The organism is Mesorhizobium sp. Cs1299R1N1 (genome assembly GCF_037179655.1).
Classification (GTDB): Bacteria; Pseudomonadota; Alphaproteobacteria; order Rhizobiales; family Rhizobiaceae; genus Mesorhizobium; species Mesorhizobium salmacidum.
Map to the genome: position 1 here is coordinate 100,354 of NZ_JAPYKR010000007.1, position 26,892 is coordinate 127,245.

Below are 26,892 nucleotides of genomic sequence, written 5' to 3' on the forward strand. Positions count from 1 at the left end.
CTTACGGCTTTTCGGCCAGCGGCGTCGCCGGCGCCGCGCTCGATTTATAGGCGGCTTCCACCAGCGCCATGGTGGTCCAGGCGTCTTCGACCGAACTGACCAGCTTGTCGTCCTCTCCGCAAGCAAAGCGCTGGACATTGGCCATGCGCCCGACAAAGGCGTCGGGAAACCATTCGCCGGCCAAAGGCACGGCTATCCAATCGGTCCCGCCTTTCGGATAGATCTCCAGAATGTCCGGCTCGCCTCGGGGATAGTCGAGGTTGAGGCCGAGCTTGAGATAAGCGGCACCTTCCGTGCCGCAGATGCGGAACTCGCAGGCCTGATGCCGGCGCCCGAACTTGTGGTCGTGGTTGATCGACAGCGCGCAACGCACCGTGTCGCCATAGTCGAGAATGGCGCTGGTGCGCGTCTGCGCCACCTTGTGGTTGGGATGGCCGAGTGTCTTAGCGTGGACGCCCCTGGGGTCGCCGAGCAATTGCCGGATCAGGTCGAGATAGTGGATCGAATGCATGGCGATCTCGACGCGCGGCGCCTTGAGCAGGAATTCCCACAATTGCCACGGCGTCGCCAGCGCCAGCCAGGCGTCGAAGTCGACGACCTCGCCGAGCCAGCCCTTGGCGATCGCGTCCTTCAGCGCCAGCATCATCGGCGCGAAGCGCAACTGGAAATTCACGGCCGCTTTGAGGTTCTTGGCGCGACATATCTCGAGGATTTCGGTTGCCTCGCCGAGATAGTTGCCCATCGGCTTCTGGATCAGCGCGAACGCACCGTCGGGCAGGACCTTCAGGATCTCGGCGTGCCGCCCCGGTGGCGTTGCCAGATCGAAGATCGCGTCCTTCACTTCAGCGGCCTCTTCCACCGAGCGGAACGCCGTCACGCTCCATCTATCGGCCAGGGCCTGCGCCTTGGCCTGGTCCGGATCGTAGAGGCCCGCGATCGGAAATGCCGCCTTCCGGTAGGCCGGAAAATGCGCGTCGCCGACGATAGATCCGGCACCGAAGGTGACGATCGGCCGGGGTTTTGAGGGTTTTGGCCAGGACTGGATGAGCGAGGCGGGGTCGAAACCGGCCTCAGTCATGGTGGAAGACTTCGTCCATCGAAGCCCACCACTCACCCTCCTTGCGGGTTGCAAGCGGCTCTTGGCAGGGCACGCAGACGGACCACCATTCCTGCGTCTTCGGGTCGGCCGCCATCTTGGCCATATCGGCCGCGTAGTCGGTGCCGTGATATTCGTAATAGGAAAACAACAGGTTCTCCGGTCGCTTCAGGTAGATCGAATAATTCTTGATGTTGCAGGCCGAGATCATGGTCAGCACATCCGGCCAGACAGCGGCATGGAGGCGGACATATTCCTCGACCTTTTCCGACTTCAGCCCCAGAACCATTCCCATCCGCTGCATGTTCGTTCCCCTATTTCGTGATCGCCGTGGTGAATTCGGCGATGCTCATGGCCTTGACCGCGTCCCAGTCCCAGTCGATGCCGATACCGGGCTCGTAGGGCGCCAGCGCATGCCCATCCTCGATGCGCATGTGCCTGCCGGTCAACTGGTCGAGTTGCGGAATGTACTCGACATACCTGCCGTTCTGAACAGCACAGGTCAGGCTGACATGCAATTCCATCAGGAAATGCGGGCAGACCGGAATGTCGAAGGCTTCCGCCGCATGGGCGATCTTGAGCCAGGGGGTGATGCCGCCGATGCGGCCGACATCGACCTGCACGACCGAGCAGGCGCCTTTCTGCATGTATTCGCGGAGATGGCGCATGGAATAGAGCGATTCGCCAACCGCGATCGGCGTCGGCGTCGAGCTCGACAACCTGATATGTCCGTCGATGTCGTCGGCCGGCAGCGGCTCCTCGATCCATGCGAGATCGAGTTCGCGCAACCTCGCCGCACGCCGGATCGCCTCGTCCACCGAGAAGCCCTGATTGGCGTCGGTCATGATCTCGTAGCCGTCGCCGACCGCCTTTCGCACCGCCGACAGGCGCGCGAGATCCTCAGACCCATGCGGCCTGCCGATCTTCACCTTCGAGCCGCGAAATCCCTTCGCCTTGGCGGCCAGCGCATCGTCGACCAGCGCCTGCGTATCGATATGCAGCCAGCCGCCTTCGGTCGTGTAGAGCGGGCAGCGGTCCTTGGCGCCACCGGCGAGCTTCCACAGCGGCAGGTTCTGTTTCTTCGCCCTGAGGTCCCATAGTGCGATGTCGATTGCCGCGATGGCGATCGCCGTGATCGCACCTATCGTGGTGGCATGGGTGGCGAATTCGAGATCGTGCCAGATCGCCTCGATCATATCAGGATCGCGGCCGATCAGGCGCGGCACCAGGTGGTCGGACAAGAGCCGCATCACAGACGAACCGCCGGTGCCGATCGTATAGCTGTAACCGGTGCCGACCGCGCCGTCGGAATCGGTGATCGTCACGATAGGCGTTTCCTGGCTGACGAAGCTCTGGATGGCGTCTGTGCGCTTGACCTTTGGCACAAGGTCCACCATCCGCAGTTCGATTTTCTCGATCCTTGCCATGTCGGTCAGCTCCGCAATGTCTTTCCGGTCCCGGTGGCAAATAGATGCGCCTGCGACAGGTCGAGGCTCATGGCGACGCGCTCTCCGGATCGCAACGGCCTCGGGTTCAGCATGCGCGAGACCCAATCGCTGGCGTTGAACTCGACGAACACCAGCGTCTCGTTGCCGAGCGGTTCGGTGACGGTGATCGGCAATTCGATCTGGTGCACGTCGGCGGAACTTCCCGAACTGATGCCATGGCCGGTCGGGTAGATGTCGTCGGGTCGCAGCCCGAACACGACCTTGTCGCCGATAGCGACATTGGCCTTGAACTGGCTGGGCAGCGGCAGCTTGGCGCCGCTGGCGAAAGCCAGCCGGCCGTCGTCTATCGTGGCCTCATGCAGGTTCATAGGCGGCGAGCCGATGAAGCCGGCGACGAAGCGTGTCGCCGGGCGCCGGAAAACCTCGTCTGGCGTGCCGACCTGTTCGATGTAGCCGTCGCGCATGATGACGATGCGGTCGGCAAGCGTCATCGCCTCGACCTGGTCGTGGGTGACGTAGATCACCGTCGATTGGACCTTTGCATGCAGCTTCTTGATCTCGGTGCGCATCTGCGTGCGAAGCTTGGCATCGAGATTGGAAAGCGGCTCGTCGAACAGGAAGACATCGGGGTCACGCACGATGGCGCGGCCCATGGCGACGCGCTGGCGTTGCCCGCCGGAGAGTTGCGACGGGCGGCGGTCGAGCAAAGTATCGAGCCCGAGGATGGCTGAAGCCTCGGCGACACGGCGGTCCATATCCTCCTTGGCGGCACCGGCGATCTTCAGCGAGAAGCCGAGATTTTCGCGCACCGTCATATGCGGGTAGAGCGCATAGGACTGGAACACCATCGAGATGTTGCGCGAGCGCGGCGGCAGGTCGTTGACGACGCGCCCGCCGATCTCGATCGAGCCGGCGCTGATCTCTTCCAGCCCGGCGATCATGCGCAACGTCGTCGACTTGCCGCAGCCTGACGGGCCGACCAGCGCGATGAATTCGCGGTCGGTGATGTCGAGGTCGATGCCATGCACGATCTGGATATTGCCGTAGCGCTTGGTCAGCTTTTTGAGGGAAACCGTTGCCATTGGATCAGCCTTTCACCGCGCCGGAGGTCAGGCCGCCGACAAGGTGTTTCTGGACGATGAAAGTAAGGGTGAGCGCCGGGATGATCATCACAACGGCGAGCGCGCACATGCCGCGCCAGTCGATGGTGAACTCGGCCGTGTAGTCGAGCAGGCCGACCGGCAGCGTCTTGGCGCTGACCGAGCGGGTCAGTTGGGAAGCCAGCGCGAACTCGTTCCAGCAGGTCAGGAAGGCGAAGATCGCCGCCGACGCAATGCCCGGTCCGGCGAGTGGGAATTCCACCTGCCAGAAGGCCTGCCAGCGCGTGCAGCCGTCGATCTGCGCTGCTTCCGCGAGGTCCTTCGGCACCTGGCGGAAGAAGCCGTCGATCAGCCAGATGGTGAAAGGCACATTGAGTGCGACATAGGCGAGGATCAGCCCGAAATGCGTGTCGATGATGCCGAGCCGCACATAGAGGAAGAACAGCGGCAGCGACAGCGCGATGCCCGGCACCGTGCGCGTCAGCATCAGGCCGAGGAAGACACTCGACTTGCCGCGGAAGCGGTAGCGCGCGAAGGCATAGCCACCGGCCATGCCGATGGCGACCGCGATAACCGTCGAGGTCACCGAGATGATCAGCGAGTTGCGGAAATATTCGATGACCGGAATGCCGCCCTTGCCGATGCCCGAGAACATCGCGACATAGGCATCGAACGAAATGTCCTGCGGGATCCACACCGGCGGCTTGGCCATGATCTCGACCGTCGGCCGCAGCGACGACAGCACGATCCAGAGGCCGGGCAGGCAGATCGTCAGCATCGCCAGGAACAGGCCGATACGATAGACGATATCAAGCAGCCGGCGCTTGAGGCGGGCGGAAGAATTCTCGTCCATCTTCACCACTCGGCACCGATCTGCGTGCGCGCCGCGGCGAGCTTGTTGAAGAAGTAGACTGTGAAGGCGATCGACAGCAGGATCGAGAAATAGGCCATGGCGTTGGCCATTCCCATGCGTCCGTCGCTATAGGCGGTGCGCGCCACCAGCGTCCAAAGCAGTTCGGTGCGGCCGGCCGGCCCGCCATCGGTCATGATCTTGACGATGTCATAGGCGCGCGCCACGTCGAGCGAGCGAATGGTCATGGCGATGTAGGCGAAGGGCATGACGAACGGCCACGTCACATAGCGGAATGTCTGCCACGGCGTGCAGCCATCGACGCGAGCCGCCTCGATTGGTTCCTTGGGCATGGCGAGCAGCCCCGCCAAGATCAGGATGGCGAAGATCGCCGTCGACGACCAGATCTCGGCGGCTGAAATGGCGATGAAGGCGAGATGGCCCTCGATCAGCCACGGGATGGCGTCGCTGGTGATGCCGAGCGACTGCAGCGCGTTGTTCACCAGGCCGATATTGTCGTTGAACATGAACTTGAACTGAAAGCCGACGAGGATCGGCGAGAACATCATCGGAAACATCATCAGCGTGCGCAGGATGCGCTGGCCGCGTGTCGCCTTCTCGACCAGCATGGCGAGGCCGAGGCCAAGCAGCATTTCAAGATTGAGCGCGATCGTCAGCAGCAGAACCGTGCGCCCGAACGCCCACCAGAAATCGATATTGGCCAGGATCGAAAGATAGTTCCGCAAGCCGATGAAGACGAAAAACGTCTCGGGCTTGGTCAGCCGGAAAGGCGTGAAGCTGGAATAGAGCGAGAGAAGCAACGGCACCACCACGACCGCCGCCAGCACGATGAACGCCGGAAGCAGCAGCAGGAATGGTGCGGATGGCTTGAAGCCCTTCATCGGGGTCCTTTGGTATCTGGCATGCAATTTTGGGGCCGGGGCCTGACCGGTGAATGGACAGCACCGGCAAGGCGCGATCGCCTCCCCCATTGACAAATGGGGGAGGCGGTCTTGGGAACAATGCCTAGAGTTTGCCGGCGTCCTGCAGGATCTGCGTCGCCTTGGCGGCGGCTTCATCCAGTGCCTGCTTGGAGGTCTTGTCGCCGAGGATAGCGGCCTGCAACTCGGGATAGACGGCGTTCGAGATCTCGATCCACTCAGGCGTCTGCGGCACGGCAAAAGCGTGCTTGGCTTCTTCCTGGAAAGCCGACAGAACCTCCTTCTTGTAAGGATCGTTCGCGGCCTGCTGCAGGTCCCAATCCCAGACTGCGGTGCGCGTTGGCAGCGGGCCGGCGGCGGCCTCGAGCTTCTGGCTGTCCTCGTTGGTCAGCCACCACACGAGCGACGCGGCGGCCTCCTTGTTCGGGCAATTCTCGGTCACCGAGAAACCGTGGAAGCCCGACCAGCCGGTGCGCACTCCAGCTGAGCCTTTCGGCGCGACCTTGACGCCGACGTTGCCGGCGACCTTCGACGACTTCGGGTCGTTGAAGAAGCCGGCCCAGCCCGGCCAGTCCAGATTGATGGCGACGGTGCCCGAAGCAAAGCCCTGGCCGAGATCGTCCCAGAGGTAGTTGGTGGTTCCGGCCGGCACGGCCTTGGCCTTGTAGAGGTTGACGAACCAGTCGAGCGCCCGGATGCCGGCCTCGGAATTGAAGACCGGCTTGCCGTCCTTGTCGAGATATTCGCCGCCCTCGGCGACGACCATTTCGTAGAAGCGGCCGTTGATCGCCTCTTCCTTGCCGGCGAACTGGGTGCCGTAGAAATTGGGTGGGTTGGCGAAGAATTCGGCCTGGTCGGTGACTTCCTTCCATGTGTCCGGTGGCACCAGGTCGTAGCCGTATTTGGCCTTGAATTTGGTCTTGTTGTCGGCGTTTTCGTACAGGCTCTTCTGGTAGTAGAGCGCCGAAACGTCGAACTGCGCACGCGGCAGCATCTCCAGCTTGCCGTCGATGGTTGCCGCCTTGATCGTCGACGGCACGAAGCCGTCGATCTCCGATTTCGGCAGGAGCTTGCTGAGATCGGTGTAGAGGCCGGTGTACTGCGGCGCGAAGGAGGAATGGTTCCAGCCGACGCACCAGTTGGTGCTGCCCGAGGCGATGTCGGACTTCAATTCCTTGTCGATATCGAAGCCGTTCTTCTTGGTCAGGATATTGACCTTGGCGCCGGTCGCCTTCTCCCATTCCGGGATGCGCTCGTAGAGCTTTTCATATTGCTGGCCGCCGATCAGCTTTACGTCGACGGTCACGCCTTCGAACTTGCCGGGCAGGTCGCCGGCAAGGGCAGCACCCGCGCCAAATGCGAGTGCCAATGCGCCGGCGGACCCGCCGGAAAGCAGTCTGTTCATCGATATCCTCCCTTGGTGCGCCTCAGCGGCGACCGCAACTCGTCTGATGACAAGAAGTCCTACATTCATATACAAACAAAACATTCATGGATACGTCAAGGCGAAATTTGTTTCCGCCAGCCGCGTTCCTGCGTATATGAAGAGCTGAATTCACTGGAGGGACGAGGCATGGACGACAGCGAAGACGAGCGCTACCGCGCGCCGGCGCTCGACAAGGGGCTCGACATCCTCGAACTGCTGGCTGGCGTCGACGGCGGCCTGACGCAGGCGGAAATCGCCAAGAAACTCGACCGCAGCCCCAATGAATTTTATCGCATGCTGGACCGGCTGGTGCGGCGTGGCTACGTCACGCGGCTGGACGGCGACCGCTATTCGCTGACGCTCAAGCTGTTTGGCCTGGCGCAATTGCACGCGCCGGTGCGGCGGCTGGTTTCCTATGCGACGCCGCTGATGCGCGAGTTGGCCGAGACCTCGCAGCAAGCCAACCAACTCGTTGTTTTTGATCGCGGTTCCGCTGTCGTGATCGGCCAGCAGGAGGCGCCGAACTACTGGGGGATTTCGATCCGTGTCGGCTCCCACATCAGCCTGTTCGACACCGGTTCAGGCCACGTCCTGCTCGCCTTCCGTTCGCCGGAAGAGCGGCAGATGATGATCTCGGAGCATGTCCGCAGCACCGACAAGACCGCGCAGCCGGCCGAGTTCTTCGCCCGTCTCGACCAGATCCGCGACCGCGGCTACGAGATGATGGCTTCCATGCAGACCGCAGGTGTCTTCAACCTCTCGGCCCCGGTGCGCGGTTCCGACGGCAAGGCCATAGCGGCGCTGTCGATCCCCTACATCACCGTGGTCAACGCGCCGTCAGCGCCCGATATCACCCGGACCATCGAGTTGTTGCTGGCAACCTGCGAAAAGCTGTCGCACCTGGCCGGGTCGGCCGTCGGTTCATCGGCATGAATTCTTATTTGAATGAAGAATTCCCCCGTGAGATAATCTGAGAAAGCCAGCGGAGGAGCATCGTCATGATCATCGATACCCATTTGCATCTCATCGATCGCTCGGTGCTGCGCTATCCCTGGCTGGCCGGCGAGCCGGCACTGAACCGCGATTTCTCCTATGAGGAATATGCGGTGGAGGCCCAACGTGTAGGCATCGGGTGCGTGCTGCATATGGAGGTGGATGTCGACCCGGCTGACATCGAGGCGGAAACCGCCCGTGTCGAGGGCCTGTCGCGGCAAGCGGGCAGCATGCTCATCGGAGCCATTGCATCTTGCCGTCCCGAGGAGGCGGATTTCCCTGCCTATCTTGAACGCCAGCGGGCAAATCCCTTCGTCAAAGGCTTTCGCCGTGTCCTCCACGTCGTGCCGGACCATCTTTCGGAAGGGGCATTGTTTCGTGACAATATCAAGCGGCTTGGCGGCACTGGCCTGACCTTCGACCTCGTCGTGCTGCCGCACCAGATTCCCAAGGCGATGGCGCTCGCCGATTTGGCTCCCGATGTCCAGTTCGTGCTCGATCATTGCGGTGTCCCCGACATCAAGGGCAACGCAGAGCATCCCTGGCGTGAACACATGAGCGAGATCGCGCGGCGTCCGAACGTCGTGGCCAAGGTCTCCGGCGTGGTCGCCTATGCAGACTCCGGCAGTTGGACGGTCGAGACACTGCGGCCTTACGTCGAACACACCATCAATTCATTCGGCTGGGACCGTGTTGTCTGGGGCAGCGACTGGCCGGTCTGTACGCTTGGCGGTGGTCTCTCGACCTGGGTGGCGGCGACACATGCACTGCTTGCCGGCTGCAGTGTCTCGGAACGCGACAAGCTGTTGTCGGGAAACGCCCGCAAGCTGTGGCGGTTGAAGTAAGGATCCAGTTCAGGTCCCCTCAGGTGGCAGCCTGTGCACTGGCCCGGAACAGGTTGATGAGATCGGCGACGACCTGACCGGCCGGGTCGCCGGAAGTCAAACCGGAATTGATGCGGTCGGATGCCGCCTGCTGGAACGCCATGTAGCCGTCACGGCGCGGCCGCACCCAGGCGCCTTCCAGCGTCGCGCGCGTGTCCCGATAGAAGTCACCGGTCGCTTCATTGACCGTCTGGTCTCCCCAGGCAGCCGCATGGCCCGGCTGGCCGCCAGCGGCGGCATAGATGCCGCGCTGGACATCGCCGCTGGCGATCCAGTAGGCGAAGTCGATCGCGGCGTCTTTCGCCTTGGAAAAGGCCGAGACCGCAATGCCTGTGCCGCCGAGCGCCGAGCCGATCGGGCCATTGGAACCAATGACCGGGATATCGGCAAAGGCCAGCCTGTTCGAGCGAAAACCCGACGCCGCATAAGAGACATAGCTATAGATCAGTGGCGCGCAGACAATGCGGGAACCGGCCTCGGCCATGCGCTCCGAGACGGCGATCGGATCCATGTCGAAGCAGGTGGGGTCGACCAGCGCCGCGATCTCTCGCATCCTCTCGAAGACTTCGCAGCCCATCTCGACGTCGATAAGATCGCCCGACGGATCGGTCGCGCAGGGATGCCCGAGATTGCCGGCCAGCGTGTAGAATGTCATCAGGCAATGCGGTGGCCGCAGTGGCAGCAACACGCGGCCCTGCCGGGCGACAGCGAGCATCTCGCTCCACGTCGCTGCCGGCGCATCGAGCGCGTCCGGCCGCCAGGCCTGCACCTGCGCCGCCGCGTCGATCGGAAACGCCCATTGCCGGCCTTGCCAGGTGTAACTCGGATAGGACTGGCCGACGCTGCCCGAGGCAAGCGCGGCGCGCTGCGCCTCGCGGCCGGTGACGTCGAGAGGCTCAAGACAGCGCTCCGCCGTGATCTGGCCGACATGCGGATGGTCGATGACGATCAAATCATAGGCGCGCGCCAGCTCCTCGACCGGATAGGATTCGAAATCCTGCAGAGAACGCTTGTCCCACTCGATTGCAACGCCGGTTTTCTGCTCCCACAGAGATGAACACGCGATCATCGGATCATAGCCGCGCGGGTGGCTCCAGGTCATGCCCCTGAGTGTGGGCTTAAGGAAGCGCGTGCTCACAGGCCGAACTCCTCGCGGATTTTCGCACTGTGCTCGCCGATGCGCGGCGCCGCGCGGTCGACCTTGGCTCTGATTCCATCAACCCTGAGCGGTGAACTGGTGGTCAGGATCGAGACATCATCCTCACGCGTCACCGTCTGCAGCATGTCGAGCGACTGGAAACCCTGGCTTGCCAGCATCTCCGGCCAGTTCAACACCTTGGCGCACCAGATATCGGCCGGCTCCAGGATTTCGAGCCATTCGTCGATGGTCTTGGTGGCGATCCTCTGGGCGATGATCGCCTTGATATCGTCGCGCGCGGTGAACCAGGATGCCGGCTTGTCGCGATAAGGGGCCAACTCGCTGAGCGACAAGAGGTCGGCGAGCTTGGGGATAGGCGTCATGGCGATGGCGAGATATCCGTCCTTGGCCGGATAGACGCCATAAGGCGCGGAGAGATAGGCATGCGCGCTGCGGAAACTTGAGCGCCTGGGCAGGCGACGACCGTCATTGAGATGCGTGGTCAGCACCTCGAACTGGAAGTCGACCAGCGCTTCCAAAAGGCTGGTCTCAATATGGCTTCCCTGACCGGTGATGCCGCGCCGCACCAGTGCGGCCAGGATGCCTTGCGCGCAGGCCGCACCCGCCAGCATGTCGCCGATGGCGAGCCCGAACGGCACCGGCCCCTGGTCTTCGTCGCCATTCAGCCACATCACGCCGGAGCGCGATTGCGCCAGAAGATCCTGGCCCGGGCGCTTCACCCACGGACCCTCCTCGCCATAGCCGCTGATCGAGGCATAGACCAGGCGTGGGTTGATCTGGCGGACGGCCTCGTAGTCGAGGCCAAGGCGTTCGATGACACCGGGCCGGAAATTCTGGATCAGCACATCGGCCTTGGCCAGCAGCCCGCGCAATACCTTGAGGTCCGCCTCCTTCTTCAAATCGATGGCGAGGCTTTCCTTGGCCCGGTTGATGGCATGGAAGATCGTCGAATCGCCGCCGATCTCGGTGTCGCTGAGATAGAGCCGGCGCGACAGATCGCCTCCGTCAGGACGCTCGACCTTGATGACGCGGGCGCCGAGATCGAGCAGCCTGAGCGAGCAGTACGGCCCGGACAGGAATTGGCTCATGTCGACGACGACGAGGCCGGCCAGCGGCAATTCGGCTGCTGCCGGCATCTCTATTTCTCCGTCTTGCCGACGAAATCGGCAGGGTTGCGGTACTTCACCGTCTGCAGATGCTCGCAATAGAGCACCAGCTCGCCTTCGCCCTTGAACACCTCGTAGCTGGCGCGGATCAGCCCCATCTCCTTATAGCGGGGCTTCTTGTCGAGGTTGGAACGGATCGAATAGATCGTGTCGCCGATGAAGACGGGCTTTATGAAGCGGAGCTTGTCATAGCCATAGGAGAAGGCGTTGACGCAGTTGGTGGCGACCAGCCCCAGCCCGGCCGAAAAGACGAACGCGCCGGCGATCAGCCTCTTGCCGAAAATGCCATCGCTCTCGGCGAACATCTGGTCCTGCACGTAAGGGTGGATGTCGAGCACCAGCGTGTTGAAGAGGTGGCTGTCGCCTTCCGCCATGGTGCGTCGCAACGAACGGATCTTATGGCCGACGGGCCAATCTTCGTAGAACCAGTTCTCGGCGTTCCACACCGGTAGCGCGGCATGATCGGCAGGCATATTCCCAGGGTGCGTCGAGGCAACGCCGACGGTTGGCGCGAAATCGTTCATGGCTCAATCCACCGGTCTCGCGAGAGCGCCCAGGTGATCATTCGAGCACGCATCGAAGTGCCTGATTGCACGATGTCTCCTCCCCGCCAATCTTCTTTTGTAAATACTATTTTCACATATGGGGCTATGTTGCAAGCGAGGACAGGCGAAATTTTGGCCGGTTTTGCGCGCGGAAGCGCGGGCAGGGCAGGAGCAAATCATGCGCGGTGCCTGGAATGGCCTGTCTGGTGTTTGTCGGCAACCTGAACCGGAAGGCGCCTTATTTTCAGGGCGCCGGCGGTGCTGTCTCCGCCATCGAGATCACACGCCGATGTCCGTCAAGATCGTGGCTTGATCGCCAGTAAACTCGCCAGGCTCAAGCCTCTTGTATCGCCGAGAGCTTCCAGTTCGAGCCGCTCTGACGCGTGAACGTCCACAACTCGGTCGTCTCGGTGGGGTGGCCCTCGTCGCCCCCGACGACCTTGCCGCTCGCCCGTTCGCGCATCACGTCGCGCGACTCATAACGCAATGCGGCGGTGGCGTAGTCGCGGTCATCCTCGCGCCAGCTTTCCGCGATGTCGGCCTGCAGCAGAGTGACATCGGAGACTTCGTTCCTGAGACCTTTCTGGGCATTGTCGGCCAGTTCTTCCGACAGATAGGACACCATCTCGGGCGTCACCGACCGGCGCAATGCGGCATGGTCTTCGCGGCCGAATGCTTCCTGGACCTCGGTCAACAACTGCTGGAAGGCGTCGAGGTCGGTCTGGGCCAGCGTGATCTCCTCGGAGCGGGTGGCCTCATGGTCTCCGTTCGAACCGCCGCCAAAGCCAGGAATGGTGAAGGAGCCCGCGGTTCCGGTCTCCTGCTGTGCCGTTGCGCGGTTCTCAAACCGCGAAGCCTGGGCATTGCCTATGCCGGCGAGCGCGGGCGCGGGGCCACGCGCGGATTGCGACCGGAAGAACCTGATGGCCAGCATGATCGCGCCACCGATGAGCAGGGCCTGGAGCAGGAATCCGAACATGCCGGCGAGGCCACCGAAACCTTGGCCCACGAGCAGTCCGATCAGGCCGCCGAGCAGCAGGCCGCGCATCATCGTTCCGCCGAAGCCGCTCATGAAGCCGGGTCTCTGCGGGCCGGCCTGCGGCTGCCGGGCTGCATTGTTCACGCCGGTGTTGGGTGTCATCGAACGCTCGACCGGCGCGGTCGGCGCCGGCGCGGTCCGGGTCGGCGGTGCCGACTGGAAGGTGCGCGTGCCACGACTGCCGAAGCTGCCGCCGCGCCGCGCCTCGGCATGATCGATCGCGACCATGGAGAAGGCGAGGAACAGGCCGGCAAAGAGGGTAGCGATTCGGCTTGTGCGGGAAATCATCTGATAGAACCTTATCGATGTCGTTTCGGAAAATTTCAGCAAGGCGCTGGCCCGGGTCGCGGGCGTCACAAGGGTCAGTCGAACAGCTCTTCGAAGAATGACTTCTTTCGCTTCGGATAGCGTTGGCCATGCGAGCGGGAATAGTCGTCATCGCGGTCCCGGCTGTGTTGCGGCTGGGCAAATGGCGCGGGCTGCGCTTGCGGCGCGGGCGACGCATCCCTGCCGGAACGTTCGATGATCTTGTCGAGTTCGCCACGATCAAGCCAGACGCCGCGGCACTGCGGACAGTAGTCGATCTCGATCCCCTGGCGTTCGCTCATCACGAGGGCGACGCGGCAGGAGGGGCAAACCATACCAAGGAGAGATGATGTCATCAGGGGCTCCTAACCAGAAAGGAATGAGCCCGCTCGACCGAAAGGAATGGAAACGGGCCCGTTGAAGCGGTCCGACATCACGGTCGCGAGAAGCGACAGTCAGAGGGGCCCGGCCCGCATTCGGGATTTAGGAATGCGGGCCGGCCCCTTCAAGGGGCAATATTGCCGGCGAGAATGATTGCTGCTCAAACGGTGACGACGATCTTGCCGAACTGTTCGTTCGATTCGAGATGGCGATGCGCCTCGACGATCTGGTCGAATGGAAACGTTCTGTCGATGATCGGCCTCAGCGTGCCGTCCTCGAGGCCTCCGAGGATGAACGCCTTGGCAGCCTCCAACTTCTCCGGATTGCCGGTGATCTCGTGGACGAGATAGCCGCGCAACGTCAGCGTCTTGCCCAGTACCGCAGGCAACGGAAACGGCGTCGGGTCGCTGCTGAGGCCGCCATATTCGATCAGAATGCCGCCTTTCGACATGGCCGCGGTCAGCGGTTCGAAGATCGGGCCGCCGACTGCATCGAGCACGACGCGCACGCCATCCTGCCCAGCGATCCCACTCAGCCGCATGGCAAGATCTTCGTCTGCGAGGACCACGACTTCAGCCGCTCCGGCGTCAAGCAGGGCCTGTCTCTTTGCGGATGTCCGCGTCACCGCGATCGCTGTCGCGCCAACCCTGTTGGCGATCTGGATCGCGGCAAGTCCGACGCTGCTCGAGGCCGCGGTGATGACAACGGCATCTCCACTGTTCAACCTGGCGATATCGATCAGGGCGCCGTAGGCAGTGAGGTACTGCATCCAAACCGCCGCCGCGGTTTGCCAGTCGAGGGACGGCGGATGTTTGACGATGAGCCCGGCGGGGAAAGTGACAAGCTCACCGTAGGCCGGCCAGCGGACCATCGATTGCGGCGGGACGACACTGACCGCGTCACCGGGCGCCAGCCCTGTCACGCCTTCGCCAATTGCCTCGATGACGCCTGCCGCTTCCAGCCCAAGTCCGGAAGGGAGGGCGGGTGTCTCGATATAGCTGCCCGCGCGCAGCAGCGCCTCGGCGCGGTTGAGGCCGAATGCCCTGACGCGGATCTGAACCTCGCCCTGGCCCGGTGGGGGCAGGTCGACCTTCTCGATGCGCAGGACCTCGGGGCCACCATGCTGGTGAAAGCGGACTACACGGGTCATTCGGCCAACTCCAAATTATCTGAACCGAATGAGCTATGATGCGAAGCCTCTTGGCGATAAATGGCTAATCAGATTGTACAGTAGAAACCAGGAGTTTCGAATATGGATAGGCTTGAAAGCATGGCCGTGTTCGTCAGGGCGGTTGATCTCGGCTCGTTCGCGGCGGCGGCCACTGCGCTCGATCTATCTGGACCGATGGTCGGCAAGCATGTCCGGTTTCTTGAGGACAGACTTGGCGTGCGTCTTATCAACCGGACCACGCGCCGCCAGAGCCTGACCGATTTCGGCCGCGCCTACTATGAGCGGTGCCGCCTGGTGCTGGCCGAGGCCGAGGCCGCCGATGCACTCGCCGCCGACCAACTCTCGGAACCGCGCGGAAAATTGCGCGTCACCATGCCGGCGCATTTCGGCCGCCACTGCGTGACTCCCGTATTGCTGCAACTGGCGCGGCGGCATCCGATGCTGGAGCTCGACCTCTCGCTCAGCGACCGCTTTGCCGATCTTGCCGAGGATGGCTACGACCTCGCCATCCGGACCGGTGAGCTGGACGACAAGGCCGGCGTGATCGCGCGCCGTGTTGCACGCCAGGACATGGTCGTCTGTGCCGCGCCTTCCTATCTGGAAATTCATGGCGAACCACGGCGGATCGAAGACCTCGCCGATCATCAGGCGATTGTCTATCGCCGGCTCGGCATGATCATTCAGCCCTGGCTGTTCGCGCGCGAGGGACAAGCCGCGCTCGAGTTCGTCCCAAACGGCCGGCTGCGGCTCGACGATCTCGATGCCATCGCCGATGCCGCTGTCGGCGGCATGGGGCTGGCGTGGTTGCCTTACTGGTTGGCTCGCCAGCGCATCCAGGCCGGGGCGCTGGTCGAGCTGTTGCCGGATCAGCCACGCTATCCCTACGACTGTCATGCACTCTGGCTGCAGACGCCGCATCTGCCGCTCAAGGTCCGGCTGGCCGTCGACGCATTGGCGGCGGCCTTGCCGAAAATGATGGCATGATCGCCAGCAGACGACTTGCGCTCTTTGAGGTGTCGCGTTCCGGTGCCATATGAAGATGGCTGACCAAATGCGCGCATCGCAGGAGAGACGGTTCATGACCAAGGGTTCGGATCTGTTCGTGGCGGCCCTCGAGAATGAAGGGGTCGATCGGATCTTCGGCATTCCGGGCGAAGAAAATCTCGACATCGTCGAATCCATCCGCCGCTCGTCGATCCAGCTGATCCTGACGCGCCACGAGCAGGCGGCCGCCTTCATGGCCGCCACCTATGGCAGGCTCACCGGCAAGGCGGGAGTGTGCATCACCACGCTCGGCCCCGGCGCGCTCAACCTGACGACCGGCTCGGCCTATGCGCTGCTCGGTGCGATGCCCATGATCATGATCACCGGCCAGAAGGGCATCCTGTCGTCCAGGCAGGCGCGCTTCCAGATCGTCGACATCGTCGCGGCGATGAAGCCGCTGACCAAGCTGTCGCGCCAGATCGTCTCGCCGAAGATGATCCCGTCGCTGGTGCGCGAAGCCTTCCGCGTTGCCCAGGAGGAGCGCCCCGGCCCCGTGCACCTGGAACTGCCGGAAGACATCGCGGCGGCCGAGTGCGATCCGATTGCGTTGGTGCCGACGCATCCGGTCGAGTTGCCCCTGGCCAGCGCTGGCGCGCTCGATCGCGCCGCCCGCATGATCATCGAGGCCAAGCGTCCGCTGCTGATGTTCGGCGCCGCGGCGTCACGGCCGCGCGTGACCCCCGACGTCGCCCAGTTCGTGCTGCGCACGCGGATTCCCTATTTCACCACGCAGATGGGCAAGGGCACCGTGCCCGGCGGCACCGAGCTTTACATGGGAACGGCGGCTCTTTCGGAGCGCGACTATGTCCACGAGGCCATCGAACAGGCCGATCTGATCATCACCGTTGGCCACGATACGGTCGAGAAGCCGCCCTTCATCATGGGCGCGAAGGGACCGAAGGTTATTCATGTCGGCTACCAGTCGGCTGATGTCGAGCAGGTCTATTTCCCGCAAGCCGAGATCGTCGGCGACCTCGGCCCGTCGCTGGCGCTGCTGGCCGACCGCATCGAAGGCAAGATCCCCAACGCGCAGGCGCTGCTGCCGCTGCGCGAAGGCATTTTGAGCCGCATCGCCGCGCGCGCCACCGAAGACCGCTTCACGCCGCAGCGCATCGTGCACGACGTGCGTGCCGTGATGCCGGCCGACGGCATCCTCGCGCTGGACAACGGCATGTACAAGATCTGGTTCGCGCGCAACTACCGCACGCGCATGGCAAACACGCTGTTGCTCGACAACGCGCTGGCCACAATGGGCGCCGGGCTGCCGTCGGCGATGATGGCGGCGCTGCTCTATCCCCAGCGCCGTGTCATGGCCATTTGCGGCGATGGCGGCTTCATGATGAACAGCCAGGAACTGGAGACGGCTGTCAGGCTCAAGCTCAACCTCGTCGTCCTGCTGCTGGAAGACCATGCGTATGGCATGATCCGCTGGAAGCAGGCGGTCGACGAATTTCCGGATTTCGGCATGACCTTCGGCAATCCCGATTTCGTTAGATACGCCGAGGCCTATGGCGCCAAAGGGACCAGGGTCGGCGCCATCGCCGAGTTGCGGCCGGCGCTGGAACAGGCCTTCACCGGCGGCGGCGTGCATCTCGTCGTCGTGCCCATCGACTATTCCGAAAACACCAGGGTACTTGTCGACGAATTGCGCGAACGGCTGCCGGCGCCGCAGGCGACCTGACGGAGATGCTACTCAGGGCTTGCCTGCTCGCCGCCGTGCGACGTTCTCGCCCTGGGCGCCCTGTTCCATATCGAGCAGCGGAATCTGCGGCGCTGCATCGCGCGGCAAGGTTCCCTTTATCCGGGGATCGTCGATGATCTCAAACCCGGTCGCGAAGGGCACGAACCCGCATGCGCCGTAGAAGCCGATGACGCTCTGATGATCGAAGCTGCTGGTGTGCAACCAGATGCGGCTCGGGTTCAGGCGCCAAGCCAGGTCGAGCGCGCCGGCCATCAGCCGCTTGCCGAAACCGCGGCCGGTCAGGGACGGGAACAGGCCGAAATAAGTGATCTCGATCTCGTTGCTGTCGGCGACGAAGAATTCCGCCATGCCGATGTGAGCGCCGGTTTCATCGTGGCCATAATAGAGGTGCTGACGCGGATCGGCGAAGTGAGCCATTATCTCGGCGTCGGACATTTCGGACACGCGGTCCCACAGCCAGGGCGCGCCGATTTCGAGGAAGATCGCCCGATACGAGGCGCAGTCGGGTGTCGTGATCCGTTTCATGGCGAGCGGCCGCGCCAGACCGGGCAGGGGAGCGCGCGCCTCCATCCAGGTCACCGCATTGGCGAGCTTGCCGGCCGGCAGACGCCGGTAGCCGACGGTGAGATCGGTGATTTCGGCCGGCATCGCATCTTCGGTGATCAAAGCTTGTCCTCGGTTCGTGTGTCCGATAGCAGTATCGGCTAGCATCGGCGGATGCCAACCGTCCATAGCCGACGGCGCCGTTGGATGGATTTCGCCGCCGCCGCTCTTGCATTTCGCGAGACTTTTCGAATGGCGGGTCAAATCCCGGTTAGAGGCAAAATCGGCAGCATCTGGTCCAAAGTGATGGGGAATTCGCGGACCCGAAAGCCGGTCGCATTGTAGACCGCGTTGGCGACCGCAGCCCCGGCGCCGCAAACGCCGAGTTCGCCGAGCCCCTTGCTTCCCAGCGGATTGGCCTTGTCGTCATGCTCTTCCAAGAAGATGACCTCCATGTCGGGGACATCGGCGTTGACCGCGACGTGATACTCGGCGAGGTCGTGATTGACGAAGTGCCCGTGGCGGGGATCGAGCACAGTTTTCTCCATCAGCGCCGCGCCGATGCCCCAGGTCATGCCGCCGATGATCTGCGAACGGGCGGTCTTCGGATTGAGGATGCGTCCGGCGCCGATAACCGAGAGCAAACGGCGCATTCGGATTTCTCCCGTATCACAATCGACCGCGACCTCGGCGAAGTGCGCGCCGTAGGAGTGCTGGGAATACGCTTTGTAGCCGTCGGTTTCGCTGGCGGGTCCAACCGAGCCTTCGGCCTCGAACCCCAAAGGGGCGATCCGGCGAACGAGATCGGCGAGCCGCTCCGAACGACCGCCTATCCTGAGCTCTCCGCCTGCGAAACGCGTATCGTCCGTATTTGCGCGGTAAAACGGTGAGCTTTCATTCGTCAGTGCCGTTTCCAGGATATGCTCCTTGAGCGCGGTACACGCATGATAAAGCGCCGAGCCGGCGCTCGCCGCACCCCATGAGCCGCCCGAACCGGCGGTGCGGGGGAACCTGCTGTCGCCGAGTTCCACCTTGATGGACGACATCGGCACGCCGAGGCTCTCGGCCGCGATCTGGGTTAGGATCGTATAGGTTCCGGTCCCGATGTCGGTCATGTCGAGCCGGGCCGTCACCTGTCCGTTTGCATCGAGTGTGACCTGTGCCCTCGACGCACCGATAAAGTTCGGCCGGATCGCCGCGGCCATGCCGTAGCCGATCAGGTTGCGTCCTTCGCGGGTACTTCCCGGCGCCGGCTTCCGGTGCCCCCAGCCGAAGCGGTGCGCGCCCTCTTTCATGCAGGCGACAAGGTTGCGGGTCGAAAACGGCACCCGGCGCTCCGGATCCTCTACTGGTTCGTTGCGGATCCTCAGTTCGATCGGATCGAGGCCGAGGCGTTCGGCGAGTTCGTCGACGGCGCATTCGAAGGCCAGCATGCCCGGCGCCTCGCCGGGCGAGCGCATCCACTCACCGCGATTGAGGTCGACGGAGACGAGCCGGTGGCGCGTCAGTCGGTTTGGAGCCGCGTAGAGTGAGCGTGCGAAGACCGCCGTCTGCTCGCAATACTCCTCGAAGCGGGACGTCGCCGAATAGACATCGTGCCCGATCGCCGCAAGCCGCCCGTCAGGGTTCGCACCGAGCCTTACCTGCTGGATCATCTCCGCACGGTGGCCGGCGTTAGCGAACATCTGCTGCCTAGTCAGCGCGATCTTCACCGGGCGCTCGAGGATCCGCGCGGCGAGCGCCGCCAGAACCGTATCGGCATGTATGATAAGCTTGGAGCCGAAGCCGCCGCCGATGTATGGGCTCACGATGCGCACGCGTTCGGGCGAGATGTTGAGCGTATTGGCGATGCCGGCCCGGAAGTTCGCGAGCGTCTGGGCCGCAGTATAAATCGTTACCTCGTCGCCGGACCAGATCGCCAGCGTAGCGTGAGGTTCCATTGGGTTGTGATGCTCGAAGGGCGTTCGGTAGGTCGCATCGATCTTCACGGAAGCGGCGGCAAAGGCGCCCTCGAAGTCGCCGACGGCGCTGTCTGTCTCAAAGCCAGCATTGGTCCGTCTGGGTGTGTAGGCCTCGGTCAGACGCTCCTTCAGGTCGAAGATGCCCGCTTCTCGCTCGTAGTGGACCCTGATGAGCCCTACGGCGGCGCGCGCCGCCTCGAATGTCTCGGCCACAACAAGGGCGACCGGCTCGTCGTAGTAGCGCACCCGGTCGGTCGCGAGCATGGGCCGAGCACGGGTGAAAACCTCGGGCACCGTCGGCGTGACCGGCGGGCCGAACACCGGCAGGGGCGGCGCATTCCGGTGGGTCATCACATGCAGGACGCCCGGTGCCTGCTCGGCATCTGTCGTGTCGATCTCCACGATGCGACCCTTGGCGATCGCAGCGCCGAGGATATACCCATAGGCGGTGGCTTCGCCCGCCGCATGCTCATAGGCATAGGTTGCCCGACCCATGACCTTGAGCGCACCATCGATGCGGTCGCTCGGCCGGCCGATAACGCTGCTGTTTGGAGAACTCCGCTCCGTCGCGTTGGTCGTAGTTTCAGTCATCTTGCCACCTCATGCGCCTTTGACGGCCACGGCGAGTGTGTGCCGCACCATTCGCTTCGCCAACGGAATCTTGAAATCATTATCGCCATGGCCCACCGCGCCGGCGAGGGCATCCTCGGCGGCCTCCGCATAGGCATGGTCGGAAGCAGCCGCGCCGACGAGTGCACTTTCAGCCTTCGCTGCACGCCACGGCTTCGGAGCGACGCCGCCCATGGCGATCCGCGCGCTCCGAACGCGCTCGCCGGAGACCTCGACGATCGCCGCGACCGATACCAGCGCGAACGCAAAGGAGGCACGATCGCGCACTTTGCGATAAAGTTGCCGGCCTGGAGACGGAGGTGGCAAGGTCACGGCAGTAATCATTTCGCCATGGCCGAGTGCCGTCTCCATATGCGGCGTTGTGCCCGGAAGCCGGTAAAGGTCGCCAATCGGTATAGTGCGGGTTTCGCCGCCGGGCGCGACGGTCTCGACTTGGGCATCGAGCGCAGCCATGGCGACCGCCATGTCCGAGGGATGGACCGCTATGCAGGCTTCGCTAGCACCGAGAACGGCGTGCATCCGGTTGAATCCCTGGAGTGCCGCACAGCCGGAACCAGGCTCGCGCTTGTTGCAGGGCATGTTGCGGTCATAGAAATAGTAGCAACGCGTTCGCTGCAGCAGGTTGCCGCCGGTAGAAGCCTTGTTGCGAATCTGGCCCGAGGCGCCTGCGAGAAGTGCCTGAGATAGGACCCGATAGCGTGACCTCACGCGCTGGTCGGCAGCAAGGTCGCTGTTGCGGACTTGCGCCCCGATGCGAAGGCCGCCATTCGGCCCGTCCTCGATCCGATCGAGCGGCAGCCGGCTGATGTCGACCAGATGCGCCGGCTTCTCGATCTCGAGCTTCATAAGATCGAGGAGGTTGGTGCCGCCGCTGATGAACTTCGCCTCCGGCCGGGCGGCTATTGCGGCGGCGGCCTCTCTCACGTCACGGGCACGCTCATAGGTGAAAGACTGCATGTTCAGGCGTCCTCTGCCACATCGCGGATCGCCGCGACAATGTTGGGATAAGCGGCGCAGCGGCAGATGTTGCCGCTCATGCGCTCGCGGATCTCGGCGTCAGTGAGCGCTACGGAAAGCGCTGTGATGTCGGCGCTGGCATGGCTTGGCCAGCCGGCTTCCACCTCGCCTAGCATTCCGACTGCCGAGCAGATCTGACCGGGGGTGCAATAGCCGCACTGGAAACCATCACGCGCGACGAATGCCGCCTGCATTGGACCCAGTTCATCGCCGTTAGCGAGGCCCTCAATGGTGGTGATCTCATCGTCTTCGTGCATGGCGGCGAGGGTCAGGCAGGAATTGATCCGCCTCCCGTTCACCAGAACGGTGCAGGCACCGCATTGGCCATGGTCGCAGCCCTTCTTGGAACCGACGAGGCCGAGATAATTGCGCAGCGCATCTAGCAGTGTCGTGCGCGGGTCAATTTCGACAGCGAATTCCTCTGCATTGATCCTCAACGACATCGGCATCGTCGGCACGGGCGTCACAGCGGAAACGGGCGTCGCGACGACCTCCGCCCGTTGGGCTTGGACGGGCACGCCGGCCGCCAGCAGCAAACCGGTCGCAGCCCCACCTTCCAGCACCGTTCGGCGCGTCGGCCAATTCTTCTTGCCAGTCTCGACCATGCAATGCTCTCCTCTTCGCTGCGGCAAAAGCCGAAAGCGGTCTCGCCGGGCTTTTGCTTCATTGGCGCGACTGACGTAGGGGAGAGCCAAGCCGGTTTCTTTCAAGAAACCGGGCACAATGTTAGGATTCCGGAGAAAAATGGGCCCGATAGACCCGAGGGGTCATTCCCCTCAGTCGTCCGAAGGTCGAGGTGAAATGGCTTTGGCTCGAGAAGCCGCAGTGGAATGCGATCACGCTTATTGGCAATTCGGATTCACGCAGCAGCGACTCCGCCCGCCGGACACGTTCCTCGATCACATAAGCATAGGGTGCGCGACCGGTCGTCGCCTTGAAGCGGCGCGCAAATGTGTCGGCCGCCATTCCTGCGATAGTCGCCAGATCGCTCAGCGAAATGTCGGACTTCATGTGTGCGTCTATATAATCCCTGACCCGAGCCAGCGTTCGGCGGCCGAGGCAGCCATGTGACGCAGTCGACGGTTGAGCGCGATCCATCGAAGCCACGCGGAGGCTGGCAAGGGCAACAAGATGCTCGACGTAAAGGGTGTCCGGCTTGTGGCCGAGCGCCATCTCGGCGCGAAGCGAACGTAAGAGCGCGCTGACAACGCCGTCGCTCTTGTTCACCAGGATTGGCAAATCGCTCAAGCATTCGGATCCGGGAATCCCACGATCTGGGTCAACCCACAACGCGGAATAGGAGAGGTCCACGTTGCGATAAAAGCCGAACCGCTCCGCGCCGGCGGGGACGAAAGTGAGGGCTCCTGGCCTGTCCTTCCCATCGTAGAGAGATTTTGCTTCGGAGCGGATAGATGTCCGGGAGGTGCCGCCTTCCTCGGTGAGCACAATGAGGTGATGAGGCGCTGTCCAGCGGAGTTCTGCCTCCTGGCAAGTCCACCGCCGACTGTCAAATACAACGGATGAATCGTCCCAAGAAGCCGTTTGCGGGGCCTCCGTGTTTTGATTGCTGGCCCGGATCAGTCCGTCACCAAGCAGCGGTCTGAATGACAAAGCGACATCCCTTCGTTTTGTCTCGCGCAGCCCTGTTGGTCTAAACGCTTTGCATCCGGACCCGCCGGTGACCTATGCGAACGCCCCTGCTACGTATGTGGGGCAGCCTGGCCCATTTTCCAGGTCGGCCGGGCTTAGGCTTGCCTCTTGAGCGACCGGCCTCCCTTCTAATGGCATATGAGATATGATACACCATTCGCGGGAAAGCGGAACATAATGCCTGAGCGGATTACGGATGAAGCCATTTTGCGGGCGGTCGACGATGGCTTCGACCGTCAACTTGCCTTTCTGGCCGATCTCGTGCGCTTTCCCTCGCAACGCGGTGAGGAACACCTCGCGCAATCCTTCATGGCAGCGGCCTATGAAGCCAATGGCTATGCGGTCGATATGTGGCGCGTCGACGTCGATGCGATTCGCGACCTGCCCGGATTTTCACCCGTCGCGGTTTCGTATGACGATGCCTTCAACGTCGTTGCCACCCACACGCCGAGAAATGCCACCGGTCGCTCGCTGATCCTCAACGGCCATATCGACGTGGTGCCGACGGGACCGCTCGACCGCTGGGTGCGCGACCCCTACGATCCCGTGATCGAGGACGGCTGGATGCATGGCCGCGGCGCCGGCGACATGAAGGCCGGCCTGTCGGCTTGTCTCTATGCCCTGGCCGCCTTGCGCGGCCTTGGCTACCAGCCGGCGGCGAAAGTGTTCCTGCAGTCGGTGGTCGAGGAGGAGTGCACCGGCAACGGCGCGCTCGCTTGCCTGCAGCGCGGCTACCGCGCCGATGCCGCCTTCATTCCTGAGCCGCTGGAGCCAAGGCTGATGCGGGCGCAGGTCGGGCCGATCTGGTTCAGGGTCGAGGTCGACGGCGATCCGCAGCACGCGTCGGGCGCTTTCTCGCCGGGCGCCAACGCCATCGAAAAGGCCTTCCTCATCATCCAGGCGCTGAAGCAGCTCGAAATCGTCTGGAACGCGAGAAAAGTCGATGACAAGCATTTCTGCGATCATCCGCACCCCATCCGATTCAACCTCGGCAAAATCGAGGGCGGGGAGTGGACATCGAGCGTTCCGGCGCGCTGCGTCTTCGAGATGCGTGTCGCGACCTATCCCGGCCAGAAGCTGGAGGATGCGAGGGCCGAACTGGAGGCCTGCATCGCCGATGCGGCACGCGCCGATCCGTTCCTCGCCAATCGCCCGCCCAGGATGACCTATAACGGCTTCATGGCCGAGGGCTATGTGCTGGAAGGTGCCGACGAGATGGAAGCCGTGCTGCGGCGCAGCCATACCGCCGTGTGGGGCGAGCCGCTGACGGAACATGTCACCTCGGCCACCACCGATGCGCGCTTCTTCGGCCTTTATGCCGACACGCCGGCGATCGTCTACGGCCCGATCTGCCGCATGCCGCATGGCTATGACGAGGCCGTCGATCTCGACTCCGTCCGCAAGGTCACCCAGACCATCGCACTCTTCATCGCCGACTGGTGCGGTCTCGAACCCGTCGGTGCCGAGGTCAGGTCATGAACGCGGCCGTATCGGATGCCTTCGGCGAAACGCTCGCCGAGGATGCGCCTGACATTTCGATCGCCGAGGCGCTTGCCATATTGCGCCGGCACTACGGGCTCACCGGCAGTGCGCGCCCGCTACCGGGCGAGCGCGACCATAATTTCCATATCCAGACAGAAGGCGAGGGCGAGTTCGTCCTGAAGGTCTCGCATCCGGCGGAAGAGGCCGGCTTCACCGATTTCCAGAACAAGGCGCTCGACCATATCATGACGGTCGACCCGGCCTTGCCCGTCCCCTCTGTGCGCAAGAGCCTCGAAGGCGAAGCACAGTTCATGGTCAGCGTCGGCGGATCGGCGCCGCGCGTCATCCGGCTGGTTACCTATCTGCCCGGCCAGTTGCTTTCGCGCTCGCCCACGTCAGCGGCGCAGGATCGCAATCTCGGCATCTTCCTCGCCCGGCTTGGCCGGGCACTGCGCGGCTTCTTCCATCCGGCCGCCGGCAGCGACCTTTTGTGGGACATCCGCAAGGTGGCCAAGACACGGCCCATGCTGGCGTACATCGCCGATGCCCACCATCGCGCCATGGTCGAGCGCGTCATCGACGCTTTCGAGCAGCACGCGGCGCCGGTCATCCCCGGGCTGCGCGCGCAGATCGTCCACAACGACATGAACTCCTACAATGTGGTGATGGATGCCTCGCGGCCGGAAATGGTCAGCGGCATCCTCGATTTCGGCGACATGATCCACTCGCCGCTGATCTGCGATCTCGCCATCGGTGCCGTCTATCGCTGGCCGGCTGAAGGTCATCCGCTGGCGCCTGCGGCACGCTTCGTCGCCGGTTACCAGTCCGTGCAGTCGCTCGAGATTGAAGAGCTTGGCATCCTCTTCCAGCTCATTCGTGCCCGCCTCGCACTCATCGCCAATATAGCCAGCTGGCAGGCCGAGCGGTTTCCGGCCAAACGCGACTATGTCCTGCGCCTCATCACCGAGGTCTGGGCCTCGCTCGAACGGCTGGACGGTCTCTCGTCCGCTGAAGCCCGCCGCTATTTTCTCGACCATTCCAAGCCGGAGTAGATGCCTGTGTCCCAGCCCTCGCCCGCAAGTGCTTCTGCCGATGCCGAGCGCGCGCTGCTTGAACGCCGCGCCAGGTTGCTCGGGCCGACCTATCGCGCCTTCTACCGCAACCCGATCCATCTGGTGCGTGGAAGCGGTGTCTGGCTCTACGATGCGCAGGGCCGAAAATTCCTCGATGCCTACAACAACGTCGCCTCGGTCGGACACTGCCATCCGCGCGTTGTCGAGGCATTGTCGGCGCAGGCAGCCACGCTCAACACGCACACGCGTTATCTCAGCGAGATCATCCTCGATTACGCGGAAAAGCTTCTCGGCACGCTTCCGTCCCATCTCGGCCACGCCATGTTCACCTGCACCGGCAGCGAGGCCAACGACCTCGCCATCCGCATCGCCCAGCATTCGAGCGGCGGCACCGGCGTGATCATCACCGACTTCGCCTATCACGGCGCCACGATCGCCACCGCGCAGCTGTCGCCGGCGGCGGTCGGCGCCAAGGGCGTGTCCGCGCATCATCGAGCCGTGGCAGCGCCTGACACGTTCCGCGACGGCGGCCGCGCCGCGCATGATTTCGCCAGGAATGTCGCCGCCGCCATTGCCGACATGCGCGCGCAAAACATCCGCCCGGCGGCGCTGCTGCTCGATTCGGCCTTTTCCAGCGATGGCATTTTCTTCCCCGATGGTTCTGTCATCCGCGAGGCGGCCGATCACGTCAGGAAAGCCGGCGGCATCGTCATTGCCGACGAGGTCCAGTCCGGTTTCGGCCGGCTTGGCCAAGGCATGTGGGGCTTCGCCAATTATGGCCTCGAGCCTGATATCGTCACGTTGGGCAAGCCGATCGGCGACGGGCATCCGATGGGTGCGGTGATCGTGCGGCCGCAGCTGGTGAGCTCGTTCGGTTCGAACACCGGCTACTTCAACACCTTCGGCGGCAATCCGGTCGCGGCCGCCGTCGGCATCGCCGTGCTCGAGGTGATCGAGGGCGAGGGGCTGATCGAGAACGCGCGGACAGTCGGTGTCTATACGAGGAACCTGCTTCGCGCCTTGCAGAGCCGGCACGGCATGGTCGCCGATATCAGGCACAATGGCCTCTATTTCGGCGTCGAGCTGACGGCGGAGGATGGGGCCACTGCCGCTGCCAAGACCTCTTCCGTCGTCGAAGCCATGCGCGAGGACGGCGTGCTGATTTCGTCCTGTGGCCCACGCGGCAATGTGCTGAAGATCAGGCCGCCGCTGCCCTTTTCCAGGGACAATGCCGAGCAACTGGCCGAAACGCTCGACCGCGCGCTGTCGAAATGGTGAGCCGAGC

At 63.2% G+C, this 26,892-nt stretch carries 25 protein-coding genes; 7 read left to right on the forward strand and 18 right to left on the reverse strand.

Annotation, left to right across the window (positions count from 1 at the left end; translation table 11 throughout):
* Position 1: 1 nt before the first annotated feature.
* From O7A70_RS16755 to O7A70_RS16785, 7 genes are all read right to left on the reverse strand, one after another.
* On the reverse strand, positions 2–1,078 hold the full coding sequence (locus tag O7A70_RS16755; RefSeq protein ID WP_337141346.1) for a Gfo/Idh/MocA family protein: 1,077 nt from the start codon (positions 1,076–1,078) through the stop codon (positions 2–4).
* Complete coding sequence (locus tag O7A70_RS16760; RefSeq protein WP_337141347.1) at positions 1,071–1,400, reverse strand: L-rhamnose mutarotase; 330 nt, start codon at positions 1,398–1,400, stop codon at positions 1,071–1,073. The genes O7A70_RS16755 and O7A70_RS16760 overlap by 8 nt, the downstream gene beginning before the upstream one ends.
* A gap of 10 nt (positions 1,401–1,410) precedes the next feature.
* Complete coding sequence (locus tag O7A70_RS16765) at positions 1,411–2,523, reverse strand: mandelate racemase/muconate lactonizing enzyme family protein (RefSeq protein ID WP_337141348.1); 1,113 nt, start codon at positions 2,521–2,523, stop codon at positions 1,411–1,413.
* 5 nt (positions 2,524–2,528) lie between these two features.
* The gene (locus O7A70_RS16770; RefSeq protein WP_337141349.1) at positions 2,529–3,626 is read right to left on the reverse strand and encodes an ABC transporter ATP-binding protein; all 1,098 of its coding nucleotides are present in this window, start codon (positions 3,624–3,626) and stop codon (positions 2,529–2,531) included.
* Between the two features lie 4 nt (positions 3,627–3,630).
* Complete coding sequence (locus O7A70_RS16775; RefSeq protein WP_140617472.1) at positions 3,631–4,497, reverse strand: carbohydrate ABC transporter permease; 867 nt, start codon at positions 4,495–4,497, stop codon at positions 3,631–3,633.
* Positions 4,498–4,499: 2 nt separating this feature from the next.
* Positions 4,500–5,396 (reverse strand): carbohydrate ABC transporter permease, encoded by an 897-nt coding sequence (locus tag O7A70_RS16780; protein WP_337141350.1) that lies wholly within the window; start codon positions 5,394–5,396, stop codon positions 4,500–4,502.
* Positions 5,397–5,520: 124 nt separating this feature from the next.
* Positions 5,521–6,840: an ABC transporter substrate-binding protein gene (locus tag O7A70_RS16785; protein WP_337141351.1), complete on the reverse strand. Its 1,320-nt coding sequence runs from the start codon at positions 6,838–6,840 to the stop codon at positions 5,521–5,523.
* Between the two features lie 168 nt (positions 6,841–7,008).
* On the opposite strand from O7A70_RS16785, the gene O7A70_RS16790 reads away from it, so the two are divergent.
* Both O7A70_RS16790 and O7A70_RS16795 read left to right on the forward strand, forming a co-directional pair.
* The gene (locus O7A70_RS16790; RefSeq protein ID WP_023771193.1) at positions 7,009–7,794 is read left to right on the forward strand and encodes an IclR family transcriptional regulator; all 786 of its coding nucleotides are present in this window, start codon (positions 7,009–7,011) and stop codon (positions 7,792–7,794) included.
* Between the two features lie 65 nt (positions 7,795–7,859).
* A complete protein-coding gene (locus tag O7A70_RS16795; RefSeq protein WP_337141352.1) occupies positions 7,860–8,699 on the forward strand; it encodes an amidohydrolase family protein in 840 nt (279 codons plus the stop codon).
* A gap of 19 nt (positions 8,700–8,718) precedes the next feature.
* On the opposite strand, the gene O7A70_RS16800 is transcribed toward O7A70_RS16795, so the two are convergent.
* The 6 genes from O7A70_RS16800 to O7A70_RS16825 all read right to left on the reverse strand — a co-directional run bounded on the left by O7A70_RS16800 (position 8,719) and on the right by O7A70_RS16825 (position 14,484).
* On the reverse strand, positions 8,719–9,840 hold the full coding sequence (locus O7A70_RS16800) for an extracellular solute-binding protein (RefSeq protein WP_337141624.1): 1,122 nt from the start codon (positions 9,838–9,840) through the stop codon (positions 8,719–8,721).
* 32 nt (positions 9,841–9,872) lie between these two features.
* Positions 9,873–11,033: a CaiB/BaiF CoA transferase family protein gene (locus O7A70_RS16805; protein ID WP_337141354.1), complete on the reverse strand. Its 1,161-nt coding sequence runs from the start codon at positions 11,031–11,033 to the stop codon at positions 9,873–9,875.
* A 2-nt stretch (positions 11,034–11,035) separates the two neighbouring features.
* On the reverse strand, positions 11,036–11,587 hold the full coding sequence (locus tag O7A70_RS16810) for a MaoC family dehydratase (RefSeq protein ID WP_337141355.1): 552 nt from the start codon (positions 11,585–11,587) through the stop codon (positions 11,036–11,038).
* Between the two features lie 355 nt (positions 11,588–11,942).
* Positions 11,943–12,935, reverse strand: a complete 993-nt coding sequence (locus tag O7A70_RS16815) for a Tim44 domain-containing protein (RefSeq protein WP_337141357.1) — start codon at positions 12,933–12,935, stop codon at positions 11,943–11,945.
* A gap of 74 nt (positions 12,936–13,009) precedes the next feature.
* Entirely contained in the window at positions 13,010–13,309 is a 300-nt protein-coding gene (locus O7A70_RS16820) for a TFIIB-type zinc ribbon-containing protein (RefSeq protein ID WP_027145106.1), read from the reverse strand.
* 185 nt (positions 13,310–13,494) lie between these two features.
* On the reverse strand, positions 13,495–14,484 hold the full coding sequence (locus O7A70_RS16825; RefSeq protein ID WP_337141358.1) for a zinc-dependent alcohol dehydrogenase family protein: 990 nt from the start codon (positions 14,482–14,484) through the stop codon (positions 13,495–13,497).
* Positions 14,485–14,586: 102 nt separating this feature from the next.
* On the opposite strand from O7A70_RS16825, the gene O7A70_RS16830 reads away from it, so the two are divergent.
* Positions 14,587–15,489, forward strand: coding sequence for a LysR family transcriptional regulator (locus tag O7A70_RS16830; protein ID WP_337141359.1), 903 nt, complete (start codon positions 14,587–14,589; stop codon positions 15,487–15,489).
* A 94-nt stretch (positions 15,490–15,583) separates the two neighbouring features.
* Positions 15,584–17,230, forward strand: coding sequence for an acetolactate synthase large subunit (locus O7A70_RS16835; RefSeq protein ID WP_337141360.1), 1,647 nt, complete (start codon positions 15,584–15,586; stop codon positions 17,228–17,230).
* Positions 17,231–17,242: 12 nt separating this feature from the next.
* On the opposite strand, the gene O7A70_RS16840 is transcribed toward O7A70_RS16835, so the two are convergent.
* The 5 genes from O7A70_RS16840 to O7A70_RS16860 all read right to left on the reverse strand — a co-directional run bounded on the left by O7A70_RS16840 (position 17,243) and on the right by O7A70_RS16860 (position 22,650).
* On the reverse strand, positions 17,243–17,917 hold the full coding sequence (locus tag O7A70_RS16840) for a GNAT family N-acetyltransferase (RefSeq protein WP_337141361.1): 675 nt from the start codon (positions 17,915–17,917) through the stop codon (positions 17,243–17,245).
* A gap of 137 nt (positions 17,918–18,054) precedes the next feature.
* Entirely contained in the window at positions 18,055–20,346 is a 2,292-nt protein-coding gene (locus O7A70_RS16845) for a xanthine dehydrogenase family protein molybdopterin-binding subunit (protein WP_337141362.1), read from the reverse strand.
* 9 nt (positions 20,347–20,355) lie between these two features.
* On the reverse strand, positions 20,356–21,342 hold the full coding sequence (locus O7A70_RS16850; RefSeq protein ID WP_337141363.1) for an FAD binding domain-containing protein: 987 nt from the start codon (positions 21,340–21,342) through the stop codon (positions 20,356–20,358).
* A gap of 2 nt (positions 21,343–21,344) precedes the next feature.
* Positions 21,345–22,007: a 2Fe-2S iron-sulfur cluster-binding protein gene (locus O7A70_RS16855; protein ID WP_337141364.1), complete on the reverse strand. Its 663-nt coding sequence runs from the start codon at positions 22,005–22,007 to the stop codon at positions 21,345–21,347.
* A 121-nt stretch (positions 22,008–22,128) separates the two neighbouring features.
* Entirely contained in the window at positions 22,129–22,650 is a 522-nt protein-coding gene (locus O7A70_RS16860) for an AraC family transcriptional regulator (RefSeq protein ID WP_337141365.1), read from the reverse strand.
* 579 nt (positions 22,651–23,229) lie between these two features.
* Between O7A70_RS16860 and O7A70_RS16865 the strand changes: the two genes are divergently transcribed.
* From O7A70_RS16865 to O7A70_RS16875, 3 genes are read left to right on the forward strand one after another with little or no spacing between them, the layout of a single operon-like run.
* Positions 23,230–24,531 carry an ArgE/DapE family deacylase gene (locus O7A70_RS16865; RefSeq protein ID WP_337141366.1) on the forward strand — a complete coding sequence of 434 codons (1,302 nt, stop codon included), beginning with the start codon at positions 23,230–23,232 and terminating at the stop codon, positions 24,529–24,531.
* Entirely contained in the window at positions 24,528–25,586 is a 1,059-nt protein-coding gene (locus tag O7A70_RS16870) for a phosphotransferase (RefSeq protein WP_337141367.1), read from the forward strand. The genes O7A70_RS16865 and O7A70_RS16870 overlap by 4 nt, the downstream gene beginning before the upstream one ends.
* On the forward strand, positions 25,587–26,885 hold the full coding sequence (locus tag O7A70_RS16875; RefSeq protein ID WP_337141368.1) for an aspartate aminotransferase family protein: 1,299 nt from the start codon (positions 25,587–25,589) through the stop codon (positions 26,883–26,885). It begins immediately after the preceding gene.
* Positions 26,886–26,892: the final 7 nt, after the last annotated feature.